This window comes from Paenibacillus campi (assembly GCF_034659835.1).
Taxonomy (GTDB): Bacteria; Bacillota; Bacilli; order Paenibacillales; family Paenibacillaceae; genus Saccharibacillus; species Saccharibacillus campi.
On sequence record NZ_JAXSQZ010000003.1, the window covers coordinates 36865 to 62861 of the forward strand.

15 protein-coding genes are annotated in these 25997 nt (G+C 46.8%); 11 read left to right on the forward strand and 4 right to left on the reverse strand.

The genetic code is table 11. The features are described from left to right. Positions 1-95: 95 nt before the first annotated feature. From U1I11_RS09120 to dat, 6 genes are all read left to right on the forward strand, one after another. Positions 96-3644: a glycosyl hydrolase 2 galactose-binding domain-containing protein gene (locus tag U1I11_RS09120; protein WP_322905783.1), complete on the forward strand. Its 3549-nt coding sequence runs from the start codon at positions 96-98 to the stop codon at positions 3642-3644. 114 nt (positions 3645-3758) lie between these two features. After that, positions 3759-7580 carry a glycosyl hydrolase gene (locus U1I11_RS09125; RefSeq protein ID WP_322905784.1) on the forward strand — a complete coding sequence of 1274 codons (3822 nt, stop codon included), beginning with the start codon at positions 3759-3761 and terminating at the stop codon, positions 7578-7580. Between the two features lie 327 nt (positions 7581-7907). Beyond that, the gene (locus U1I11_RS09130) at positions 7908-9257 is read left to right on the forward strand and encodes a glycoside hydrolase family 140 protein (RefSeq protein WP_322905785.1); all 1350 of its coding nucleotides are present in this window, start codon (positions 7908-7910) and stop codon (positions 9255-9257) included. A 217-nt stretch (positions 9258-9474) separates the two neighbouring features. Beyond that, positions 9475-11127: a response regulator gene (locus U1I11_RS09135; RefSeq protein WP_322905786.1), complete on the forward strand. Its 1653-nt coding sequence runs from the start codon at positions 9475-9477 to the stop codon at positions 11125-11127. Continuing rightward, a complete protein-coding gene (locus U1I11_RS09140) occupies positions 11124-13106 on the forward strand; it encodes a sensor histidine kinase (RefSeq protein ID WP_322905787.1) in 1983 nt (660 codons plus the stop codon). Before U1I11_RS09135 ends, U1I11_RS09140 begins: the two co-directional genes overlap by 4 nt. Positions 13107-13198: 92 nt before the next feature. Next, on the forward strand, positions 13199-14083 hold the full coding sequence (gene dat / locus U1I11_RS09145) for a D-amino-acid transaminase (protein WP_322905788.1): 885 nt from the start codon (positions 13199-13201) through the stop codon (positions 14081-14083). Positions 14084-14290: 207 nt separating this feature from the next. Here dat and U1I11_RS09150 read toward each other — a convergent pair whose 3' ends face one another. Next, on the reverse strand, positions 14291-16213 hold the full coding sequence (locus U1I11_RS09150; RefSeq protein WP_322905789.1) for a discoidin domain-containing protein: 1923 nt from the start codon (positions 16211-16213) through the stop codon (positions 14291-14293). Positions 16214-16832: 619 nt separating this feature from the next. Between U1I11_RS09150 and U1I11_RS09155 the strand changes: the two genes are divergently transcribed. From U1I11_RS09155 to U1I11_RS09165, 3 genes are all read left to right on the forward strand, one after another. Beyond that, positions 16833-17771 carry an ABC transporter permease subunit gene (locus tag U1I11_RS09155; RefSeq protein WP_322905790.1) on the forward strand — a complete coding sequence of 313 codons (939 nt, stop codon included), beginning with the start codon at positions 16833-16835 and terminating at the stop codon, positions 17769-17771. 33 nt (positions 17772-17804) lie between these two features. Further along, positions 17805-18725: a carbohydrate ABC transporter permease gene (locus tag U1I11_RS09160; RefSeq protein ID WP_322905791.1), complete on the forward strand. Its 921-nt coding sequence runs from the start codon at positions 17805-17807 to the stop codon at positions 18723-18725. 91 nt (positions 18726-18816) lie between these two features. Further along, on the forward strand, positions 18817-20559 hold the full coding sequence (locus U1I11_RS09165) for a type 2 periplasmic-binding domain-containing protein (protein ID WP_322905792.1): 1743 nt from the start codon (positions 18817-18819) through the stop codon (positions 20557-20559). A 316-nt stretch (positions 20560-20875) separates the two neighbouring features. Here the strand turns inward: U1I11_RS09165 and U1I11_RS09170 are convergent, their stop codons facing one another. The 3 genes from U1I11_RS09170 to U1I11_RS09180 form a co-directional block, all read right to left on the reverse strand. After that, a complete protein-coding gene (locus U1I11_RS09170; RefSeq protein WP_322905793.1) occupies positions 20876-21295 on the reverse strand; it encodes a hypothetical protein in 420 nt (139 codons plus the stop codon). 901 nt (positions 21296-22196) lie between these two features. Next, positions 22197-22580, reverse strand: coding sequence for a VOC family protein (locus U1I11_RS09175; protein ID WP_322905794.1), 384 nt, complete (start codon positions 22578-22580; stop codon positions 22197-22199). 165 nt (positions 22581-22745) lie between these two features. Further along, complete coding sequence (locus U1I11_RS09180) at positions 22746-23717, reverse strand: helix-turn-helix transcriptional regulator (RefSeq protein WP_322905795.1); 972 nt, start codon at positions 23715-23717, stop codon at positions 22746-22748. 229 nt (positions 23718-23946) lie between these two features. Here U1I11_RS09180 and U1I11_RS09185 point away from each other — a divergent pair, with 229 nt between their 5' ends. Continuing rightward, the gene (locus tag U1I11_RS09185) at positions 23947-24993 is read left to right on the forward strand and encodes an SPFH domain-containing protein (protein WP_322905796.1); all 1047 of its coding nucleotides are present in this window, start codon (positions 23947-23949) and stop codon (positions 24991-24993) included. Continuing rightward, positions 24990-25973 (forward strand): NAD(+)/NADH kinase, encoded by a 984-nt coding sequence (locus U1I11_RS09190; RefSeq protein ID WP_322905797.1) that lies wholly within the window; start codon positions 24990-24992, stop codon positions 25971-25973. The genes U1I11_RS09185 and U1I11_RS09190 overlap by 4 nt, the downstream gene beginning before the upstream one ends. The last annotated feature ends 24 nt before the right edge of the window (positions 25974-25997 follow it).

Here is a 25997-nt window from a genome sequence, read left to right on the forward strand (position 1 = left end):
TCAACAGGGATAGGCCAGGAGCAGACCGAAGCGGCAGCCGCCGCATATAAGGTCATTGCCGCTTCTGGCCTTCACCGATGAGGGAGGGGTAAACCGTGAGCAACGATCCATCGATAAGCAACAACCGATCAATGAGCAGCGATCCAGCGATAAACAACAACCAATCAATGAGCAGCCAGCCATTCGACAAATTAACAAGCAAAGATGATGATGATCGGCAATCTTTTGCCCCACAGTTTACGCCGTGGGATATTCCACTTACATCTGTTCATACGTATAGACTAGGTACGGACGAAGCTCGCGAGCAACAAGCGCGATGGAGCGGTGCCAATGATGCTGCACTACGTATGAAGCTGGATGGCATATGGCAGCTTGCCGAAGCAGGCGACGATGATGAACGTCTGTATGGGGAATGGACGGATCGTATCGAGGCACAGGTGCCAGGCAGCATTCATTTGGCACTTGTGGCGGCAGGTAAACTGCCTGATCCGTCGTTTGGCACCAATGCAGCGTTGGCAAAGGAATATAGCCATCGTGTTTGGTGGCATAAACGTACATTTACATTGGAACAACCGGAGCGATGGGCGCGTAGCCGCCTGCTATTGGACGGTGTATCTCCGAGCTGTGAAGTGTGGCTAAACGGGCATAAGCTGGGCGTACACACAGGTTCTTTTGGCGGCCCAGAATATGAAGTGGCTGCATTGTTGCAGCAGCATAATACATTGATCGTTAAAGTTCATCCGGCACCGCGTGGCAATGAATGGAATGTATGGCAGTCAGCGATGGTGTTTAATTGTAATTACGGTTGGCATTATGTCAACTTGCCCGCTGTCGGCATTTGGCAAAGCGTACGGCTAGAAGCATTGCCAGAACAGCATGTACAGCATCCGTTTGTTACGGTACGAACTGTGGAGGATGCGTATGCCGGACGGATCGAGCTGGTGTTTGAATTGGCGGATACGCCTATGCAGGGCGATCGTGTGTATGGCTGGATTGAATTAGAGCAAGGAGAAGAAAGCACGAAAAACGGTGAACAAGCAACAAATATCGCCGATGAGAGTATATCTGCAAACAGGCAAACGCTATGTTTCGAATGGTATTTTCATGATAAAAAAGGTGGAGGAAAAGGGCAACGGAATGACGAATGTATGTATACAAATCATCATGTTAGAGCCGACAATCATCAAGCTAGTGAGCCTATGCATGCTGTTAATCATCCAAACGAAAGCAAGCAAGTAAGGATCGAGCTAACGATTCCAGAGCCGCAACTTTGGTGGCCGCTCGATATGGGAAAACAGGCATTATATCGCTTAAAACTCGTTGCTTTACGTGGTGATGGGGAAGGGCATGCTTATACCAATTGCTCCTATACTCAAGTCTTATCAGCGGCGCCGACCAAACAAGCGACAATTGACAGCGAACACGAGAGCAGATACGGCAGTGAGCAAGGGCTAACTGCTGCCATGAACCCGACAAATTTGGAACATACGCTCAATCGGCAGGTGAGTCATAATCCCGTAGAAGTAGACTTCAAAAGCTCTGACGCTGTGTTACACTTAACCAGCTCCACCAGCTCCACCAGCTCCACCAGCTCCACCAGCTCCACCAGCTCCACCAGCTCCACCAGCTCCACCAGCTCCACCAGCTCCACCAGCTCCACCAGCTCCACCAGCTCCACCAGCTCCACCAGCTCCACCAGCTCCACCAGCTCCACCAGCTCCACCAGCTCCGCAACCTGTACTGAAACGACATTTGGCATCCGTCATATCGAAATGAAGCCATTTGTCGGTGGCGAGCATGTGGATGCATATAACTGGACATTTACAGTAAATGGTGTGCCTGTATTTGCTAAAGGAACCGGCTGGTGTACGCTCGATGCGCTGATGGATTTTCGGCGTGAACGGTATGCGCATTTTCTAGCACTTGCCGCTGAGCAGCATGTGAATGTGATGCGTGCATGGGGCGGAGGCATACCGGAGACGGATGATTTCTACGATCTATGTGATCGGCTTGGCATTATGATTATGCAGGAATGGCCGACATGTTGGGGCAGTCATGCCAATCAGCCACGGGTAGCATTGGAAGAAACGGTGCGTCGTAATACGCTGCGGTTGCGTAATCGTCCCTCACTAGTTATGTGGTGCGGCGGTAACGAGACGAGCAGTGAGCTTGATCATGAAGCGATGCGTATGATGGGCAGACTGGCGATCGAACTGGATGATACCCGTCCATTTCACCGTACCGATCCGCTTGGTGGCAGTACGCATGATCATATCGTATGGAATGGTTGGACACCGGCGTACAGCTTTGATTATTATGCAGGGCTGGATGATCGGCTGCTAAGTGAATTTGGTTTGGCATCTGCACCTGGATTAGGATCGATGCGGCGCTATCTACCGGAAGCAGAGCAGCCTATTTGGCCGCCGCCAGTGAATAAAAGCTTTTATGCGCATTTGCCAGCGTTTGATACGCGGGATGAGATGCGCATACTGTCCGAGTTTGCCGGTTCATTTGTAAACTGTACTTCGCTGTCCAGCTTTGCGATCGGGACGCAGCTCGCTCAGGTCGTAGCGTTGCGACATAAAATGGAACGAGCGCGTTGCCATTGGCCACAACAAACCGGTGTATTTACGTACAAACTTAATGATGTGTACCCTGGTGTATCGTGGTCTACGATCGATTGGTATGGCGTACCGAAGCCAGCGCATTATTTTACCGCAGATGCGTATGCGCCGCTGGCGGTATATGTGCTGTTCCAACAGCTTAATCGTCCGGAGCAAGCGCAACAGGTGCCTGTCTATATCGTCGATGAGCAGGGAGCACTTCATGGACGCAAGTGGAAAGCATGTGTGCGTCTGTATGATGCCCATTTGCAGCAAATGATGCGCAAACAGTGGGACGGCGTATGTGACGGAACTACGGATCATGCCGACGAGTATGCTGGCGGAAAAGATCATAATGAGGCTGCAAAATCTGCTACACCTACCTCTAGCGACTTCCAGCATAGCATAAGTGCAATGGACGCTCATTCGCATGCAGTTGCCGACCGCAGTGATAGTGCTACTGCTTATGCGCCGTCTATGCAAACGTATAAGCTTGGTGATCTCAAGCTAACCGGTTATAAGCTGGATGAGTCGCCCTTATTAGTCGTATCGGAGCTGTATGATGAAGGGGGGCTGGTGTACCGTACATTTTACTGGATCAACTTTGATGCTCGTCCAGGCGTGCTGTTCCGCTTGCCACATACGGAATTGGAGTGGACTGCGCTGCATGAGCGGTCGCAAACCGGAACGGATCGGCAGTCGTCCGCTGACGATCTAGATGATCGTGCACACGATACAACTCGTTCACATGATAAAACGAATGAGCAACGATCGCTTTATGCTGACACGAATGAGCAACCACCGCTTCACGATCCAGACGAGGATACGCAGCGCTATCCTTATCGCGTCCGTATCGTCAATCGTGGGCAACAGCCTGCCGTTGCGGTTGAATTGTACCAGAACAGTAGTGCAGCACAAGACTACGCTTTGGCTAAACAACAATTTTACTGGCTAGATGCTGGTGAAGAACGAATTGTACATGTACGCTCGTTGGACGATTTGCAGGTGCGTGCGTGGAATGCCGGGCAATTTGCGCCGTAGCAAGTTACAACTTCTGCCGCCCATTCCTATCCACATCCGCATTCGGAAACGCTCGGAAACGCTGACTCAGCGTACAACCGCAAAGCAGCTTGATGATCAAAAGGAGGAATACTTATGGAACGCCGCACAACGACAGACGATCTCAACATCCATACAGCGCTTGACTCTGTTAGCTATCCCGCTTCATTTGCTACCCCATCCACTACATCGGATTCATCGACAGCGCTGAATAAGACAAATGTGTACGAGCCGAATGCCCGCTTGCAAAATTTGGACACCGCTCGGTTACAGGCGACAGAACTGTATGAGCGCTTGCTTGACCCACCTGCCGAATATCGGGCGATTCCATTTTGGTCATGGAATGATCGGTTGGAGCCGGAGGAAATTCGGCGGCAGGTGCGGGAAATGAAGCAAGCAGGGCTAGGTGGATTTATTATGCACGCACGTGCTGGTTTGGAAACACCGTATATGGGCGCTGAATGGATGGATTGTATTGCCGCTGGGATCGATGAAGGGCATAAGCTAGGCATGAGGGTATGGTGTTATGACGAAAATGGGTGGCCGAGCGGTTTTGCTGATGGTGTCGTGCCAGCGTTGGGGCTTGATTATCAGCAAAAATGGCTAAAGCTGGAACGGCTAAATCCGACTGAAGCCAAAACGGCGGCATATGAAGCATTGCGACATACCGAACAGCAAGGAGAGCGTGTCAGCACTGGCGATAACAGCACAGACAATAATGACCAGGAACAGAGCAACCAACAACATAGCAAGCAACAACACGATAAGCAAGCAGCCAGTACCGAAGAAAATAGTAACCAAGAAAACAATACCCAAGAAAACAGCAACAGCGAAGCGAAGCGTACTATTGCTTCGTATCGCTTCCATCAAGGGCGTTATATCCGTCTTGCCGAAGATGAGCTTCATCTGGCAGAGCTGCGTCTATACTATGATGTTAATCCGTATTATATCGATACGCTTGATGCGCAAGTTGTACATGCATTTATCGAATCGACGTATGAGCGTTATGCAGAGCGATTTGCCGCGCATTTTGGGCAGGCGATTGCTGGCATTTTTACCGATGAACCGCAATATGGGCGCAATCAGGTGCCGTGGTCATTTACGTTACAGCAGCGTTATACCGAAGCGTATAGTACGGATATGTTGGACGATTTGCCATTGTTGTTTGTGGAAGGTGCGGGGTATGAGCAAGTACGTTACCGGTTCTGGCAGCTGGTGACACGGCTGTTTGCGCAGTCTTTTATGGGACAGATTGGAGACTGGTGTCAACGGCATCATATTCGTTTGACCGGGCATGTCGTCTCTGAAGATCATTTGACCGCACAGACGGGGGCGGTTGGAGATGCGATGGCTTCGTATGAGTATATGCAAGTGCCCGGCATTGACTGGTTAGGGCGATTTATCGACAATCCGCTCACACCGAAACAAGTTAGCTCTGTTGCTCATCAGTTAGGGAAAAAGTTTGTATTGTCCGAAACATTTGGCTGTAGCGGGTGGAATGTATCGTTTGCCGATCTGAAATGGATTGCAGAGTGGCAGTATGTGCACGGTATTAATTTGATGTGTCAGCATTTGCAAGGATACAGTTTGCGCGGCATTCGCAAACGGGATTATCCGCCGTCACTGTATTATCAGCAGCCGTGGTGGAGTCAATATGAGCGGTTTAATGATTATTTTGGCAGATTGTCGATGCTGATGGCGGAGAGCACGGTGGAGGCGGATATTTTGCTGCTGCATCCGATTCGTTCGTCTTGGCTCGTCTATACACATCCGGTCGAAGGTGCTGATGAAACGATCGCGCTGGATACGAAGCTTGGACTGGAACGCGGGGAACGGATTAATCAGGACTTTGTACAGGTGAGCGAATGGCTTGGCGCGCTGCATTATGAGCACGATTATGGTTCGGAAAGCATCATCGAGCGTCATGGGCGGATTGAAGGTAAACGGTTAATAGTCGGACAGGCGGCATATGGGACGGTTATTTTGCCGCCGATGTTGACGATAAGTTCATCTACACTGGAACTATTGCTACGATTTAGCGAGCAAGGCGGACGAATTCTCGCATTAGGTACATTGCCGGATCGCATCGATGGCAGACAGGATACACGCCTCCGTGAGCTGGAGCTTCGTACACCGTGCCTGCCGCTGGAATTGTCGGCATTACAGCATTATTTGGAACAGCATGTGCCATCGGTGCTCACATTGCTCCATGTGCAGCGTCTATCGGATTATCGACAAATGGAGCGAGCAGAGGAGAAATTAGTGGAACTTGATCCAGTGACCGACTCACCGCTGCTTAGTCGTATCCAGCTCGTGCAATCTGGCAATGTTGGAAAAATCGCTAGTCGAGCAATGAAGCCTAATGAGTCATCGCTTTCAACTGCAATCCCGCTTCATGCACAGCCGGATCGACTCGTCTATATCGTGAATACGGATCGAGAGCATGGATACCGGGCACAATTCGAGTTACGGCTACCTGGGCAATCTGCACATTGTGATGCTAGCTCTAATCATGCCACTGTTCGATTGGATCATATCGATCTGGAACATGGCATGATACAGCCGCTGCCTGTGTACGCTAATTATAGTAATGGATGCTTGCGATTTAGGGTGGAGCTGGATTTTGCTCCGGCACAATCGTATATGCTACGTGTAAGCGATACAGCTTATGTTATGCCGACGACGGATACCGATCTAACACCGCAAGCGGCAACAGACCGATCCGTAACCGCACAATCGCCCCAAATAGCGCCATCCGAAGCGAAGTTGTTAGCAGCAGAGCTAGCACAATCCGATAAGATGATAACTAGCACAGTCAGCCAATCTACTGACCGTATCACCAGTCGTTTCGGAGTTAACAATACGGAGACCGCACCACAAGCTAGCGTAACGATGTCTGCGTATGATTGGCAGATTGAACTGAGCGATCTGAACAGCATTACACTCGATCGTTGCCGCTGGCGTATCGCTGGTGAACAGTGGTCAGCGCCGGAACCGATCATCTTGGTACAGCAGCATTTGCTTAAGCTCGGACATGCGGTCGATGTAGAACTTGAATTTACAGTTGATGCAGCGGCAGGCGGCTATTTACAACAGCAACTGTTCCTTGTGTTAGAGCAGCCGCAGCGGTATCAAATATCGATTAATGGTCAAGCGTTGCAGCAACAAGAGCTAGGCTGGTGGCGCGATATCGCCTTTCGCCGTTTAGACGTTAGCGGTTGGCTGCATGAGGGCACCAATCGGATTGTATTGGCTGGACATTTTGCCAATTCGGAAGCGACGTATGCAGCGGCAGCGAGAGCGGAGGCGTTTGAGTCGGAGGGCAATAAGCTCTTTTATGATACTGAGTTGGAAAGTATGTATATACTCGGTCACTTTGCTGTTCAAAGTGTGGAGGATTATACGTTTGACGGTTATGATGCCATTTATACAAATGGCTCGTTCCGCTTAATGGAGCCGCAGCAGACGGTGCGTACCGGAGATTTGACTACGCAGGGGCTGTTATTTTATGCAGGCAATGTTCGATTGCACCGTTCGCTCATCGTAGATGAGTTACAATCAGGTGAACGAGTATGGCTTGTATGTGAACGTCCTCATGCGGTGTTGGCGCGAGTGCTAGTCAATGGTCATGACTGCGCCACTTGGATGTGGGCACCATATGAAGCGGACATTACCGATTGGCTGCAATATGGCGACAATGAACTGACGATCGAGCTATTGTCCAGTTGCCGTAATCTACTTGGACCACATCATCATATACGCGGCGAGCTGACGATGGTAGGTCCGGACAGCTTTACCGATCAACCGAGCTGGACAGACGGCAATTTTGACGGGGATTCGATCTATGTGGATCGCTACTGTATGGTGCGATTTGGACTGGCAAGTGAACCGCGGCTGATCATTCGTTCTGAGCAGTAAAGTATTTTGCTACGCAAAAACCTTTTTTCATTGCATCCCGTGTTTGAACATCACAAACGCGGGAAGTCCGTGCTTACGTTTATTTCCTTCCCGTAGTGAAGTGCGGCTCACAGCCTACGAGTTTGCGTACACGCCCTGATCATTATTGATCGATATTACTATGAATACACCGTCCTGTTTTTCCACCATATTAAATTTGAATCATTAAATTTGAATCGTGTACGGACATTGCTAGCGTTCACAACTTGAACGTAGCTTTAAAACTTAAATCAATCTCGGTCAACGTACTACGATGTTCGGCTATGACAAACAAAGGAGCAACCACCTATGACCAATTCTTCGGCAAGCGTATTATTGCAGCCGTTACAAATTCATTCCAGTCGGCGTTATTTGGCAACAGCGGATGGACAGCCGTTTTTTTGGTTGGCAGATACGGCGTGGGAATTGTTGCATCGGCTGGATATGTCGCAGACTGAGCAGTATTTACGGATGCGTGTGGAGCAAGGTTTTAACGTCATTCAGACGGTATTACTGGCAGAGCGGGATGGGTTGTTTACGCCCGCAGCGAATGGGCGCTTGCCGTTATTATTGGATGAACAAGGACAACCTAATCCGTTACAACCGGATACGATAGGCGATCATTCCTACTGGCATCATGTGGATAATGTGCTGGAACTGGCACAGTCGCTCGGTTTGTATATCGCTTTGCTTCCCGCTTGGGGCGATAAATTCAATCTTGCTGGCGGCATCGGGCCAGAAATACTGCAACCGGACAATGCGTATCATTACGGACATTGGCTGGCGGAGCGATATAGCCATTATCCTCATATCGTCTGGGTGCTCGGCGGGGATCGTGCATTGGAAAATGAACATCATCTGGACATCATCCGGCAGCTTGCACGAGGAATTCGCACAGGCAGCAGCGAACAGCGGCTACTGACTTTTCATCCGAAAGGAGGCGTATCTTCCTCGCGCTATGTGCATGACGAAGCATGGCTTGATTTGCATATGATCCAGTCCAGTCATGGTGCCGGTGTGCGCGATAATTACCGACTAGTAGAGCATGATTATGCGTTACAGCCGGTACGTCCGACGCTGGATGCGGAGCCGTGTTATGAAGATATTCCGATCGATTTTGAGCCGGCAAACGGTTATTTTGATGAGGCGGATGTGCGACAAGCTGCTTATTATGCGGTATTTAGCGGGGCATGTGGGCATACGTATGGGCACCATTCGGTATGGTCGATGTATGCTGGAAGATCGGATGCCGCTTGGGACGATGTAGCAGCTGGCTTTTTTATAATGACATGGCAACAAGCGCTGGATCGTCCTGGTGCAAAGCAGATGCAGCATATGCGGGCGCTGATGGAAAGCGTCGATTTTGCGGCTGCCATGCCGGCACGAATGTTGCTGGAACAACCGTTGAGCGGAGCGAATACTGCTGTAGCACTATATGGGAAAACATTCATGTTTATCTATTGTCCAACAGGACTGTATGTTAAAGTAAGATTAGGACAAATCGAAGGAGTCGTATTGGAGGTCGCATGGTACTGTCCGCGTACCGGACGCTACCGTGACGCTGGCACCGTCAACAACACCGGCATCGGTATTTGGGAAGCGCCTTCAAGCGGTCGAGGGCAGGACTGGGTATTATGTTTGTTTAGCGAGCATAGCTGAATTTCATCCGTGTAGCTACCGTTTCGGTGTTTATGGACTTCAAACACGAAATTAAACAGAAAAGGTTTTTGTACAGCAACAGACCTGTCTATACAGTGTTTGCGTTGTCCAAACGTGAGGTGAACGAAACGATGCTTGTGCGCAGTCCAAGACCATCCCCTTTCTACGTAAGACTCCGGCAATCCCTGCCATAAACCTGAATCGAGGAGTGAGCGGAATGTACAATGTGATGATTGTCGAAGATGAGATGCTTGTGCGCATCGGCTTAAAAAACTCGGTCGATTGGAGCCGATTCGGTATGCAGGTCATTGCTGATTTACCGGATGGTCAGAGTGCATTGGAGGCGTACGATAAGGACAAACCGGATGTGATCATTACCGATATTCGTATGCCGCGTATGGATGGGATGGAACTGATTTCCCGTATTCGCGAGCAGGATCGGCAGACGCGTATTATTGTGCTGTCCTGTTTGGAGGAGTTTGAGCTTGCCCGGCGGGCGATGTCACTCGGTGTGTCTGGTTATATTCTTAAGCTTACGATGACAGAGGATGAGATTGCCACTACGCTCAACAGTGTGCGCCACGAACTGGATGAACAACGGCAGGAACGTACAGTCGTTAGTACAGCAGATAGTGCGGCTGTGCCATCGGCAAGTTTGGAGCTGGTGAAGGAAAAAGTACTTAAAGACTTTTTGCTGTACGGCATTTATTCGGCAGGTGAATTTGAACAGTTCGTACGGCAGAGCGGACTACGGCTTGCGCCTGCTAGGTTAGCGGTTTGTGTCGTTGAGCTGGATCAATATGCACGACTGCGTGACAAATTTCGTGATGAGCATGGTCATTTGATCAAAATGACGATTTTGAATATGCTGGACGAGATCACGACTTCCTTTGAACGTGGGGAAGGATTTTATATGGATCGTACGCATTATTTGCTCATTTTGAGCTTTGAGGATATGCATTCCGAGCAACAGATTCGTCAGCAGTTACGTTTGATTGCATGCCAGGTACAGACGGCGGTATATGGCTGCTTTGGCGGTTCGGTGTCGGTCGGCATCAGTAAAATTGATAGCGCATACAAAAATTTATCATCCTTGTATCACGAGGCGCAGCAAGCGTTACGCCACAAGTTGCTCACCGGCGGCGGGCTGCTGCATGAGCCGGATGAACGGCTTGATCTCGTGCCATTGGAGCGAGCGCTAGAACAATTACGCGATCATTCGCCAGTCAAGGCGCTGCTATCGCCGCTCAAGCAGCAGCGTTATAGCGACTATATTCGGCTGTTAAGCGAGCGTTTGCACGAAGACCCAGCAACGATGCAGCCGCTACTGTTTCAATTTGTACAATGGATTAGCACCAGTCTGTACGAACAACATCAAAATGAAAAGTTACTGCTGCTCGACATTACCGCCGAGTTGGAGCGCTGCGATACGCTGCCTGATATGTTAGCGCAAGTGTATAACTATTTTGTGCGGGTAGCGGAATATGCGCATAGTTTGCTGCATATGAGTCATGAGATTGCCCAGGCGATCCAATACATTAAGCATAATTATGCGCAAAATATTAGCCTTCAGCAGGTTGCCGAGCATGTATCGCTGAGCTTTGGTTATTTGAGCAATCTGTTTAAAAAAGAATTGCAAATTACCTTTGTCGATTATTTAAACCGTTACCGGATCGAACGCGCCAAAGAACTGCTTATCGGCACGAATATGAAATCGTATGATATCGCCGTTCAGGTCGGCTTCTCGCCGGAATATACGTATTTTAGCAAAGTGTTCAAAAAAGTGACCGGGCTTAATCCGAATGAATATCGACGCCAATCGCTTAAAGGCGGTGCTGGCTTCGATATGACGGGAGCGAAGCGCGAATGAGGCGATGGCGACGATCTGGCAAACAAAGCAATATTCAGCATCTTGGCACACAGCTGATCGTCTATTTTATGGCGGTTAGTATGATCGTGTTTTCGCTAGCTACGTATTTTTTGTATACATTTATGCTCGGACTCATTAAGGAGCAAAATGAACAGCTGTTGTACCAGCAATTTCAGCAAAACGATCATAATATCCACAGTCTGATTAGCGATGTCGATCGTTTGTCCAAGCTGTTTTTGCTTGATGGCAATGTGCAAAGCTATTTGCAAAGTGATGATTATCGCACCGAACTTGAAAATATCGACTTAAAAAAAGACATCTACGCCCGTATCGCCAACTTTATTAGCAATTATAATTATATCCATTCCATCTACATTATTACCGATCATAACGGTGCGCTTGGTGGAGATGCGACCCGTACGCTTGTGCATGAGGAAGCGGCATGGACGGCTAACTTTTTTCGCTCACAAGGTTATGAACGGGCAAAACAAGCTTTTCCGAATTTAACGGTGATCGGCGGTATGACTGAGTCATATTACAATCCGTACATTAGTGCGCCAAAGGACGATCGGTTAATTAGCCTTATTCGTGGGGTACGGGCGCTATATGAACCGAATACAAATGCAACTTTGATTTTTAATTTGGATGAGCATTATTTAGCATCGACGTATTCGGCATCGCTCGATATGGCAGCAGGCAATACGTATATTATTAATGCGGAGGGCACGATCATCTCGGGCAGCAGCATCGACGAAGTTGGGCAAAAGAGCCCGTATTTACCGCCACCTGGCAGCGATGCCAACTTTGGCAGCTACGATACGGTCAAAAATGGCGATCCGATTCAAATTGTGTATTATAAGCTGCAAGCCGGTGACTGGTATATGATGCGCGAAGTGCCGCTTGGTCTGTTTTCACAGCAGATTTTCTCGGTGCAGCGTATTATGGTGATCGTATTTTGTTTGAGCATTCTCGTTATTTTTGGCGTTTCGTATTTTTTCTTGAAACGAATGATTCGGCCACTCAAGCTGCTGGCGCATAAGCTGCGTGATATGAGCAAAGGCGAGCTAGGTGTAACCTTTACCGATATTCCGAACAATGAATTTGGCACCGTTATGCGGCGTTTTAATGAAATGTCGCTTAGCATCGTACAGTTGTTGCGACGTAATAATGAAATTCAAGAACAGCGGCGCGAACTGGAAATTGAGGCGTTGCAATATCAGATCAATCCGCATTTTTTGTACAATACGCTGAATATGATTCGCTGGATGGCAACGATGATCAAAGCGGATCAGATTGTAACTAGTGTGGTGGCGCTCGGCAATATGCTGCGTCCGATCTTCGCCAGTAAAGACAGTATGTGCACATTGCGTGATGAGCTAAGTTATTTGGAAAATTATATTAAAATTATTAATTTGCGTTTTAACAGTACGATTGAATTTACGTTTGATATCGAACCGGAATTGCTGGATTGCCGGATACCGCGCTTTATTTTACAACCGCTTGTCGAAAATTCGATCCAGTCTGGACGGCAAGATGGCGAAGGGATCGAGATTAGCATCGAAGCGTATGAGGATGGACGCGATCTATGGCTATCGGTCGTTGATTCCGGCAGCGGCTTTACGGCTGAAGTGCGTGAGCAGCTGAATCAGCAGCTCGCTACTGGCGTCAGGGGAGCGGCTCCTGCCGATCAGGAAGCTGCAACGTCTAAGTATGTTCAAACGGCGAATGGGGATAATGGCGTGTCGTTAACAGATACAAACCTAACAAACGCCGAGCGTGCTAGTTATACGGGGCATACGAACAGCTCTGGCAGCGGAGTAGGGCTGTACAATATTAATAAGCGGATTCAGTTATATTTTGGCGAGCCGTATGGGGTTACGATTCCACAGGTGCCACACGGCGCCGAAGTGACGATTCGTTTACCACGGCTAGTCGATGAAGCAAGCATGCCACTGCGCAAAGCGGGCGATCAAAGCTGAGATATGATACAATGCAAGCATCAAACAAACGGCACACATAGTGTGTCAGGCTACGAATCGGCTCACCTATTATCGCTATATGGAGGTTAATTATGCTGCTGCTCTGGAACGGAAAGCTGGTTGAGGAAGAAGAAGTACATGTGTCATACCGGGATCGTGGGTATTATTTTGGCGATGGCATTTATGAAGTGTTTCGGTTGTATAAAGGCATTTTATTTGAAAAAGAAGCGCATTTGCAGCGCCTGTACAACAGCTTGCGTGAGATTAAAATCGAGCTGCATTGGAGTCGTGAACAGCTTAGCATAATGCTTGATGAGCTGGCGGCTACACTCGGTGCACAGGATGGGATGCTATATATTCAATTTACACGCGGTGAAGCGAAGCGGGCGCATCTTTTCCCGGAAGTGTGCGAAGCTGTGATGCTCGGCTATTGTGAGCCGTTAGCACGTCCTGCCGATCTGATCGAAAATGGAATTGAAGCGATCACATTGGAAGATATTCGCTGGTTACGTTGTCATATTAAATCGCTCAACCTGCTGCCTAATACGCTTGCCAAACAGCAGGCGGCTGAAGCCGGTGCCAAAGAAGCGATCCTCATTCGCAGCAACGACACGGTCACCGAATGTACTGCCTCCAATTTGCTGATCGTCAAAGACGGCGTAATCTATACGCATCCGAACGGTAATCTCATTCTGGATGGTATTACAAAGCAGGTCGTTCGGCGTCTTGCCGGACAGCTGGACATTCCGTATGTGGAGCAAGCATTTGGCAAAGAGCAGCTGCTCTTTGCGGATGAAGTGTTCCTGACGAGCACAACGATGGAAGCAGCACCGATTATCGCGATCGATGGTCGTCCGGTCGGTACGGGTACGCCGGGGACGATTACACGTCGTTTGCAGGTGGCGTATGTGGAAATGGTAGAGCGGTTGATGAAACAAGCGGGTTCGTCGGTTAGCTCAGCATGGATGGAGAAGTAAGTCTGTATCCAAAGCAGCTATTTATGTGATTGAAGTTGTTTTGCATCATAAATATTTATCTTTAAACAGGATCATCCATATATGGGTGATCCTGTTTGATATGATGTAGCAGCAGGTCAAATGAGGATAGCAAAAATCCTGCCCCTATTTTGGGCAGGATGATGCAATGGCTAGTGTAGTATAAGCTGATTTTGAATAGGTATTCATTTACGGAGCAGGTGCGAGCAATTCCAGTTCGCCGATCATAACGATGTTTTTACCACCGATCGTATTGTTAGGTGTAATTTTCCAATATCTGAAACTGCTGGTGGATTGGAGCGGAAATTGTTGTTGGCTATTATTGCCTAGCGCGGTACCTGAATACACATCAGTCCATGTGTTTTGGTCATTGGACGCGGACACGGTGAAATCTTTCATATCATAGGCAAAATCATACGATGTGTCTGCTTGGTATCGCAGTGTCACAATCGATTTGGGTGCGCCCAGATCGACTTTAATCCATTGCGGCGGATTGTCATTGCGTCCAGATTGATACCCACCATTGTTTTCATTCCACACATTATCAAACGCTTTTTGCGGGCCAAAATCACGACTGTCACCATCTTTTGTCCAGACTGAAGATGCTTTAAATGCATCGGTAGGCAAATTGTCCGTCACATCAATGAGACAAACGGTCGGTGGTGCAAGCAGTTCCATTTCACCGATCATAATAATATTTTTACTATCGATCGTATTGGAAACCGTGATTTTCCAATATCTGAAACTGCCGGTCGAGGAAAGCGGAAATTCTTGTTTGCTGTTGTTGCCTACAGCTGTACCTTTATATTGTTCGATCCATGTTTTATTGTCATTGGACGCGGACACGACAAAATCTTTCATATCATAAGCAAAGTTATACGATGAATCGGCTTGGTATCTAATTTTGGTGATCGATTTGGGTGCGCCCAGATCGACCTTAACCCATTGCGGTGGGTTGTCACTACGACCGGATTGATAGCCGCCATTGTTTTCATTCCATACATTATCAAATGCTTTATATGGAGCAAAATATCTAGAGTCGCCATCCTTTTCCCAAACTGACGACGCTTCAAACGCACTCGTAGGCAAATTGTCCGTTACATCGATTAACGAAGTAGTAGGAGCAAGCAATTCTATTTCACCGATCATCACGATATTTTTGCCAGCAATCGTATTAGAAGCGGTAATTTTCCAAAATCTGAAACTACCGGTAGGGGAAAGCGGGAATTGTTGTTTGGTGTTATTGCCTAAAGCGGTGCCGGTATATTGCTCTGTCCAATTTTTATTATCATTAGAAGCGGACACGGTAAAGTCTTTCATATCATAAGCAAAATTATACGATGAATCGGCTTGATATCTAAGTTTGCTAATCGATTTCGGTTCACCGAGATCGACGGCAATCCATTGTGGCGGATTGTCGCTGCGACCGGACTGGTAGCCGCCATTGTTTTCATTCCACACATTATCGAATGCTTTTTGTGGCCCGAACATGCGGCTATCTCCATCTTTTGTCCAGACCGATGAAGCAGAAAATGCATCGATCGGCAAATTATCGGTTACATCGACTAAGCAAGGTTCAGGTGGAGCTAGCAATTCCATTTCACCGATCATGACGATGTTTTTGCCACCGATCGTATTATTAGCTGTGATTTTCCAATATCTGAAACTACCCGTGGCGGAAATCGGAAATTGTTGTTTACTGTTGTTACCTAACGCAGTGCTAGTATACTGTTCTGTCCAGTTTTTATTATCGTTAGAAGCAGACACGGTAAAATCTTTCATATCATACGCAAAGTCATACGATGAATCGGCTTGATAACTAAGCTTAGTAATCGATTTCGGTGCACCTAGATCAACAGCAATCCATTGCGGTGGGTTGTCACTGCGCCCGGATTGATACCCGCCATTATCTTCGTTCCACACATTATCAAACGCTCGTTGTGGGCCAAAATTCCGACTGTCGCCGTCTTTTGTCCAAACTGATGAAGCGGAAAATGCGCTCGCAGGCAAATTGTCCGTTACATCCACTTCATTAGTCGTTGCTGCCTCGGCGTTCATACTACATGCCAGCATTAAAAATAAACCAAACCATAACACAAATCCCTTTTTCAATGTCACTACCCCTTTGTTATGTATAGTTAAATTACTAAATTGATCATATCTGATTGGTAATTGTATTGCCAGACATTTACTTGATGTGCTGTGAATAGCAGATAGTTTGATCTGTTTTATTTTCAAAAGGGAGTATATACCATATGCAAATTCAAGTCATAAGCTGGATGAATGCCACTCTCGTTTTAAGCAGCGATGTACTCATCGTATTTACTGTAACCCCAATCGGCTATCGAATGTACGGGCACAACATTAGTTTTCCTCCAGCCCTACCTGCGTTTTTGTTCAACCGCATCTGTAGATCGTTCAACTCAACCGCATCTTTTCCTAATTCCAGCGTAGCATCTGTAGATTGTTCAGCTTTTTTGGAAGATCGTTCATTCAGCATGGAATGACAGCATATTACACTAAATGCAGGCTCAAGCAACAAGCTGGTTCGGCTGATATCATCGCTTGAAGCAGAAACAATAAGCTTAGGCTTAGGTCAGGTGATGAACGGGCGAGGACTGCTTCATATGTAAATACCAGCTCTCTCGACGATGTGCCATATGACAGCCTCGTTGCTCAATATGAACAAAAACACGTTCACACATCCTGTCTACCCAAAGGAGGTTCCGCTGTGGAGATCACGTACAAAAAAGGGGAAGTCATCCAAACCCGCAAGCGCAAGCTACATGCAGACGGGATCAAATTGCTGCTGCTGACACTGCCGTTTATCATTTTTGTAATCGCTTTCAGTTATGTGCCGTTATTCGGTTGGGTGTATGCATTTTTTGATTATCGACCGGGTATTCCGCTCAGTCAGACGGCGTTTGTTGGGATGGAGCATTTTAGAGAGATGCTACATGACCGCGATATGTTGCGTGTTATGATCAATACGCTGGCGCTTAGCTTGCTGTCGATTGTGGCGGCACCGCTACCGTTGCTGCTGGCGATTATGATCTCAGAAGTGCGCAGCGGTTTTTTCAAACGACTCATTCAGACGACGACAACATTGCCCAACTACATTAGCTGGATTATCGTCTTCTCGCTCGCTTTTAGCATGTTTAGCTCAGAAGGAGCGATTAATACGATCATTGCGCGCCTCGGTCTAAGCGATACACCACTCAACGTACTCGGCAATGCGGATCATGTGTGGCTTGTGCAGACGCTATTGCTCATTTGGAAAACGATTGGCTGGAATGCGATTATTTACCTTGCTGCAATCGTCGGTATTGACGGTGAGCAATACGATGCTGCACGCATCGACGGTGCGGGGCGCATTCGCAGCATACTATACATTACGATTCCGAATATTATGCCGACATTTATCGTATTGCTGCTGCTTGCTGTAAGCAATCTGCTATCGGCGGGCTTTGAACAATATCTCGTATTTAACAATATTATGGTTGCAGACAAAATTGAAGTGCTTGATCTGTACGTATACCGTCTCGGTCTCGTAACGAATGATTATCCATATTCGACAGCAGTCGGTATGTTCAAATCGGTAATTAGTATCGCCTTGCTGTTTATGATCAATAGCTTATCCAAAAAAGTGCGTGGTGAGAGCATTATTTAATCCATGTTCTGCCGGAGAAGGAGGAAGGATAGTATGGGTAAAGCGCTCAGCATGCGGGCTGAACGATCCCGCAAACCGATGCAATGGTCGGATTTGATTTTTAATGTAATTAATTATACGTTGTTATCGCTGCTGCTTGTCGTTACGATCTATCCGTTTTATTATATTTTGATCTATTCGATCAGTGACTCATTTCGGGCACAAAGCGGTGTATTTTTATGGCCAGCAGGCTTTTCGTTGGAAAGCTATAAAGCTACACTGCAACTAAACGGATTGCAGGAAGCAGCGCTTGTATCGGTGCTGCGGACGGTAGTCGGTACATTGTTAACCGTGCTTTGCTGCTCCTTTTTCGCTTATTTGATTACGAAAAAAGAAATGCCGCTGCGGCGACTTATTTATCGCTTTGTACTCGTAACGATGTACTTTAACGCCGGCTTTATCCCGTGGTATTTGACGATGAAAGCATACGGGCTGCAAAATAATTTTCTGCTATATGTGTTGCCAACTGCGCTTAGCGGCTTTAATATCATTTTGATTAAAACATTTATCGAGCAATTGCCGCCAGCATTGGAGGAATCGGCACGGATCGACGGTGCAGGTTACTGGACGACATTTACGCGTATCATTTTCCCGTTATCGACACCGATTATCGCTACGATCGCTGTCTTCTCGGCAGTCGGGCAGTGGAACACTTGGTTCGATAATTTCTTTTTGGTCGAGAATCCGAATCTGCAAACATTGCAGTTAGTGCTGTACAATTTCCTGAATCAGTCTAACAGCATCTCCAGTATGAGTGCAGCAGAAATGACCAATTCTGCCGAAGTGCGCACGATGACCCCACAATCGATTCAAATGACGATTACGATGCTCGTGACGTTGCCAATCGTCATTGTGTATCCGATGCTGCAACGCTTTTTTGTCAAAGGCATTATGATGGGTGCGGTCAAAGGCTAATGAAAGCTTGATCATGATCGTGCAGATTATTCGTTCGCGTAAACGATTCCGCTTCACTTCAGGTATGTTTATCTCAAAGGAGGTCAATCTTATGCAAAAACGAGCTAAAGCCCGTGTATTCGCCGGATTAATGCTTTCATTTATGGTAACGCTTACAGCTTGTTCTGGCGGAGCAACGGGCACCGATAGCGGTGCAAGCCAGGCAGGGACGAAGGATGCGAACGGTATCGTAACATTGCGTGTGTTAGTAAACGAAACCGGGACAAGCTGGAACACATACCCAGATAGCCAAATCGCTAAAGCGATCGAAGACAAAATCGGCGTAAAAATTGAATATGTCGAAGCTGATGCTAACAAAATGAATGTACTGCTCGCCGGTGGCGATCTGCCTGATATCGTGCGTGCTGATCCGACGCAATATGGCAAGCAATTGATCGATGGCAAACTGATTGTCCCGCTGGACGATCTGATGAAACAATACGGCAAAGATGTTGAGCAGACGATTCCAACCGTTGTCGAGTACAGCCGCAAAAACTGGAGCGAAGGGCAAAACAAGCTCTATTTTTTGCCACCACAAGTACAAGCCGATCCAAGCCCGGTGTATCCGAATTTGACGATCGGGCCTACAATTCGCTGGGATTATTATCAAGAAATCGGCACACCGCCGATCCAAACGACCGATGATCTGCTAAGTGTGTTGCAACAGATTAGCGCTAAGCATCCAACGACCGCAGAAGGCAAAAAAATATACGGTGTATCGATGTGGCAAGATTGGGGCTTATGGCCGTACATTATCCCGTTCACCTGGACGACCGGTCAGACCGCAAGCGGTAGCTCGGATTTATTTGCCAAGCCGCTTGGTGAGCATCGCCTGATCAATGTGCTGACCGATGAAAATTCCAACTACTGGGTAGCGATGAATTTCTATAATAAAGCATACCGGATGGGCTTGCTTGATCCAGATGCGTTAACGATGAAAAATAACGACTATATGGCAAAAGCAACAGCCGGTCAATTCATTCTCGGCCCGGCAACATGGGCAATGGGTGATTTTAATGCCAAATATGCGAAAGATGGCAAGGGCTTTATGGTCATTCCGGCAGGCAAACAAGCATGGAGTGGAGGCGTACGCCCGGTCGGCTGGGCAGACAAAAGCTATGCGATTTCCAAAAGCTCTAAATATCCTGAAAAAGCGATGGAATTCCTGAACTACATCCATTCCTATGAAGGCGCACGTACGATGTACAGCGGTATCAAAGGCGAAAACTGGAACGAAGTAAACGGCAAGCCACAGCTTACGACAGAAACGATCGCTATGAAAGTGAATGGCGGCGACGCCTGGGAACGTAGCGGGATCGCGCTTGATCAAAATTTAATCGGCTTAGGTGGCAGCGTTATCGATCCGAACAATGATACACCTGTGAACCTGTTTTCGACCGAAGCAGCGATGGCAGCCAGCTCAACGACATTAGAGCAAGATTTCAGCAAACATTATGGCGCCGCCTATCCAGGTGAAGTGTTCTCCAAACTCGTACAAGCAGGCAAGCTGCAAGATGATAATACACCGCTGAAAAATATGTCTCCTGAACAAATTATTAAAGAAAACACAGTCGTACTGCCGGTATTGCCGGACGATCTGTTAAAGCAAGAAACACAATTAAAAGAACTGGCTGCACGTACCGCAGCGACGATGATTTTATCCAAATCAGACGAGGATTTTGCCGCCGCTAAAACGAAAGCGATCGACTCCTTTAAACAAGCTGGCGCGGATAAGTTGACCGCATATATGACAGACGCATATGCCAAATCATTACAAACCGCAGGTTTGCAGTAAATGGACAGCATATCTCATTTTATTATGTAATCGCTATATGAAGCATTGAAATGAAGCGAGAATAAGCGATATCGTTCATACAGTGATTGTACTTGCTTGCTAGTGTGCATGCTGAAATGCACCATCGATTGTATATCAAAATCGCTATTTTAAATCATAAACGGCAGACGAGTAAAAGCCCGGTTTTTCCTACGAATTGAAGGGAGAACCGGGCTTTAGTATGCTATTGGCTACTATGCGTTTAGGCACTAGCGTAGATTAGCGACTATCCACTAACCGGATCGAATCAATCTAGCTCATGAACGTATTAGCTTGCTTAATAACGTGAACCTGTTCGCGATGTATACAGTGTTTTCTGGCTTGTTTTGGCTCCGTGTGCTCGTGCGGCAGGCTGAGCGGCAGCTACTGGCGTCGGGAATGCCTCACGGAATGAGCCCACACAATGATCGCATAGTCGACCTTGACGAATCGGTTTTTGGCAGCATTCACAAGGGAACGTCAAATTGATATACGTATGTGAAAATTTGCCTGCTTGAATAAATTGATACAGTTCCTGCATACCGATACCGGAAGCTTGACTCAGCTCCTCAGTGGTACTTTTTGGAGACCGCCATAAGTGATCCAGACAACGATTCATCGCTCCGTCCAACTCATCTCGGCATCCATTGCACATATTACGCAGATTTTTTTGATATACAGAACCGCAACGCGGACAATAATCGACCATCAAACTCATCAGGATCACCTCTTTCGATTAATAGTACCAATAAACATGTATTAAATAGATCGTATGTTACATCGATTAAGCATTAGTCTATTTACGCTAAAATAGTTGTGTCTTTGCCGAGCAATCGTTCCTATAAAATGGCTGCAATGTTGATTCATCCCCGCCGTGCACAGTAATAAGATAGTACAGCTGCAAACTATACGATGTATACCAATCTGTATAGTAGAATGAAAACAAATACAAGTTAGATTACGTGCATATTATGATCATTGCGAGGCAATAGGAATGGTGATAATACAAATAAATCTACAAGTAAAACGAGTAAAAATGTATCATTTTGAAGCCGTAATATGATGTGTAGCTATATAATACTTCTTTGGGACTAATGGCGCAATACAAAATACATGTTCCATTCAAATTATTTATAAAATATTACTTTTACCAACATTTTCACTCTAAAAGGAACATTAAAAGCAATGTTTTTAGTCTAATCTGCCTTATTATTCGACACAGATAGGTATAAAGAAATGTTTCCTAATTATAATTAATATGTCTTATTTACGCATGATTGTATCAACTATGATCACAGCATCAACATTCATATCAGCTAATGAGCGCATCGATTTCCCTTATACTCCGTACAAGCTTGCTGTATAAATGATAAACTTCCTAGAAATAATATAAACCATTCGTTCGTAATCAATCACCTTTATCGATAAATGTCAATACATTAAAAACGTTATCTTCTATGTATTTGAGTGAACATAGTACAAGTCAGCAAGCGATGGTAATTGCTATACCATGCCAAAAAGATCGCAAATTCGCCATCTTACGATGACATCATCCTATGCGATCTTCTGAACTATTGTTATAGATGTTGTACAGATAACGATTATAGACAATGATCCGTTTAGCCTACCGCCGTACAAATCTCCACCAAATGACCGTCCGGATCGGTGACATAAGCAACCGTCTGTCCCCACGGTTTAGTTTCCGGCTCGCGTACGATCGGTACGCCTTGCTGACGAAGCTGCTCCATCGTACCGTGCACATCTTCAGTTACAAAACCAATTTCAAACGTGCTTGTGGCGGACATATCGGCAGTCAAGCCCAAATTAAGCAGCTCATTAACCGAAGTTCGTGTATTAAGCGACAATGTAGTCGCCCCTGTCTCAAACTCCACATACGTATCCACTTGCATTTTGATCGAAAGCCCTAGCAAATCACGGTAAAAATGCAGCGAAGCTTCCAGATCGTTCACATACAAAATGATATATTTCATATTCAACTTCATGCTAATGCACTCCTGTTCGATTGAGATTGTAAAATAGACATTGTGCAAACATAGTCGCACTGTTGTCAAAAGTGATCATGCTGCTCTTTCATTATACGATCCCTATTTGTACTGCCGCTTGGAAAAAACGGACAATGTCCACTCATTCCCGACTCTATCGCGACATTAATTTTGATCAGTATGTTCGTTCCTATAATCATTCATTATCAATTGACCGGGTGATACGCCATAATAACGCTGAAACGCAAGATTCAGATGCGCTTGATCATAATAACCAAAATGTACAGCTACTTCGCGCAGTGTCAGTTGCTGTAATGATCCTTTTCCAGTAATAGCGTAGGGAAGTGACTGATATTGCACATCATCATTTTTAAAAAGTTCTGCATTTGCTACATCATCTGAAGCTGGTGGCTGATACTGTTTAGGCCAGACTTTAGCATTCGCAAACTGAAAATAACGTAGCACCACCTGAAATCGTATCATATCCGACCATTCTTTGGGCGAAATGCCCAGTTCTTGCTGAAACAGCCGTCGTAATGTGCGTTCGCTGTAGTGCATCTGTTGCGCCAATTCACGAATCGTCAGCCGACCTTGCTTCGCATGAATCGATTGTACGATTCCATGCAAACGCTGTGTATTCATGTCATCCTGCTGACGGAGTAGCTTCAACAACCAGCGATCGGTTCGCCCGATGCGCTGCTGCATCGACGGCGCTGTGACGATATATTCTTGGATCGAAGCAGCAGCAGAGCCTAACCATTGTTCCAGTGTTACCTGTATTCCTGTCAGCGCAGTTCCCGCATCACCGAGCAAATGCCGCACTTCACTCGCATATAAACGAATGCCGAAAAACGCCATCGTTTCCGCCAGCTCCATCACTTCATATGAACGCATTAATGACGATAAAAAGGCACCACGATGATCGGTTGCATACAGATCGAAAATAATATCGATACAGCCATCCGGCACAATTCGATGCATTTGACTGCCATACTGTGGCTGCACAGCCGAACTCCAATAACAGCATACAAATGGTCGCAAAGCTGGCGCAGATGTGTATTCAACATATTGATAATGTTCATGCAGCAGTCCATGCTCTAACATCGGCGGCTGTACCGGTTGAAATCGGGACATCATTTGCCTCCTTTTACACGATTTTTATGTACGTAAATAGTAGGTAACGACGATTTGTTATCTTTCCAGCAAGCTATGCCCAACATACCATAAACAAAACCGAAATGATCATATAAATATTTTGTTAATATCATATTGATTATATCATAATCTTATGTTACAATCATGCCAACTAAAGATATTATCAAAAAGTTAATAACATTAATAGCATAACAGAGAGGATGAGCGACTTATGTTCGGACTGCGATTTGCCAAATTCCAACCGAGTGATTATGTAATGAAAATTAAAAACGGGAAAATTGTAAAAGAAGGCATCGGTCTTTCTTTTTATTACTATGAGCCAACGACTTCGGTCGTTGTTGTACCGGTATCGTCGATCGATGTGCCATTTATGTTTGAAGAAATTACTAGCGATTATCAGACGGTGACTGTACAGGGGCAAGTCACCTATCGAATTATCGATTATCACCAAACGACCCGCATTTTGAACTACACGTACAATTTGAAAAAAAATCGCTATTTGTCCGATGATCCCGAAAAGTTGTCGCAACGGGTAATCCATATCGTGCAGGTGATGATGAAGCAGCGCATCGAGCAGCTTCCACTGCGTGAAGCCATTCAGGCGGGCGAGTCGCTCGTGCGTCAAATTAGCGCCCAAATTCAAAACAATCCGGAACTGCAAAAGCTGGGGATCGAAGTGATGGGGCTATCGATCGTTGCCATACTGCCTAACAAAGAGACGATGCGAGCACTTGAAGCACAAGCGCGTGAGCAAATATTGCGCAGTGCGGATGAAGCGCTCTACGAGCGCCGTAACGCTTCGATCGAACAAGAGCGCAAAGTACGCGAAAATGAACTGAATACCGAAATCGCCGTCGAAACGAAAAAGCGGCAAATTCGCGAAACACAGCTTGAAGCCGAGCGTTCGGTCAAAATCAAGCAAAATGAGATGGAAGAAGAACAATTGCGCTTTGATACCGAACTGGAAGAACGCAAAAGCCAGCTGATCGAACTGACCGTTTCTAACGACAAAGCACAAGCGGATGCGCGCGCTTATGAAATGTCGGCGGTGATGCAATCGCTTGAAGGCGTACAGCCGCATGTATTGCAAGCGATGGCAAGTATGGGTATGAAACCGGATCAATTGATCGCTATGGCATTCCAAGGCATCGCAGAAAATGCCGGACGGATCGGTCAGCTTAATATTTCGCCTGATCTGTTGCAAGGATTGTTACATGAGTCGAATGCTGCTACCGGACGAGGAGGCAGAGAACGATGACATCGCGTTTAACGGAAAATAAGCTGATTGTAGTGAAGCGCAGAACACGTTTGCAAGAGTTGATCGTGCGTTACAATACGGTACAGCAGGCACAATTTTATATCGAACGTATGGGTGCCGATTTTAGCGATTATGTACAGGAAGATCAGCACTATCAACTGGCGCTGGAGCGTGTGATGCTCCAGTTGCAGCAACTCGGACGTGTACAGTTGCTTGATCGGGAACATGTGCCTAGCTTTATTTTTGGACGTGACGATGTGGTCGTTGTACTCGGTCAGGATGGATTGGTAGCGAATACGATGAAGTATGCGACCGGGCTGCCATTGATCGGCGTAAACCCAGACCCAAGACGCTGGGATGGGGTGCTGTTGCCGTTTGGCGTTGATGATCTGAGCTTGCTTGTACCGGAAGTGTTTGCACGCAAGCGTCACGTGCGGGATGTACGACTCGCCTGTGCTACACTCAATGATGGTCAAGTGCTATACGGTGTGAATGACTTATTTATCGGTCGTAAAACGCATGTGTCTGCCCGATATGAAATTAGCTATCGCGGACGCATGGAACAGCAATCTTCGAGCGGGGTTATCGTATCGACCGGTATGGGTGCCACCGGTTGGCTCAAAAGTGTATTGACCGGCGCTGCCGGTATCGTCAGTCTCGCTCATGATCGTGCTGGTCAATCCTACGACGAGCAGGATAGTAGCAGACGACAGCCATTGCCGCAATTATCGGCATCATTTGATTGGAATGCGCCTTATTTATATTTTAGTGTACGTGAGCCATTCCCTAGCCGCACCACGTCGGCTGAACTGGTGTTTGGGCGTATTGGTATTGAAGGCGAGCCACTGCGCATCGTGTCACAGATGCCGGAAGAAGGCGTTATTTTTAGCGATGGGGTGGAAAGTGATTATTTGGAATTCAATTCAGGCATTAGCGCCACAATCGGCATAGCAGAGCAAAGAGCGCATCTTGTAATTTGATGCGCTTTTGGCGATTGTTATGTT

Coding starts and splice junctions, on each gene's coding strand:
- U1I11_RS09175 (WP_322905794.1), bottom strand. CDS start 22,580: ATGAAGTTGAATATGAAATATATCATTTTGTATGTGAACGATCTGGAA.
- U1I11_RS09125 (WP_322905784.1), top strand. CDS start 3,759: ATGGAACGCCGCACAACGACAGACGATCTCAACATCCATACAGCGCTT.
- U1I11_RS09140 (WP_322905787.1), top strand. CDS start 11,124: ATGAGGCGATGGCGACGATCTGGCAAACAAAGCAATATTCAGCATCTT.
- U1I11_RS09160 (WP_322905791.1), top strand. CDS start 17,805: ATGGGTAAAGCGCTCAGCATGCGGGCTGAACGATCCCGCAAACCGATG.
- U1I11_RS09180 (WP_322905795.1), bottom strand. CDS start 23,717: ATGATGTCCCGATTTCAACCGGTACAGCCGCCGATGTTAGAGCATGGA.
- dat (WP_322905788.1), top strand. CDS start 13,199: ATGCTGCTGCTCTGGAACGGAAAGCTGGTTGAGGAAGAAGAAGTACAT.
- U1I11_RS09190 (WP_322905797.1), top strand. CDS start 24,990: ATGACATCGCGTTTAACGGAAAATAAGCTGATTGTAGTGAAGCGCAGA.
- U1I11_RS09170 (WP_322905793.1), bottom strand. CDS start 21,295: ATGAGTTTGATGGTCGATTATTGTCCGCGTTGCGGTTCTGTATATCAA.
- U1I11_RS09130 (WP_322905785.1), top strand. CDS start 7,908: ATGACCAATTCTTCGGCAAGCGTATTATTGCAGCCGTTACAAATTCAT.
- U1I11_RS09135 (WP_322905786.1), top strand. CDS start 9,475: ATGTACAATGTGATGATTGTCGAAGATGAGATGCTTGTGCGCATCGGC.
- U1I11_RS09185 (WP_322905796.1), top strand. CDS start 23,947: ATGTTCGGACTGCGATTTGCCAAATTCCAACCGAGTGATTATGTAATG.
- U1I11_RS09165 (WP_322905792.1), top strand. CDS start 18,817: ATGCAAAAACGAGCTAAAGCCCGTGTATTCGCCGGATTAATGCTTTCA.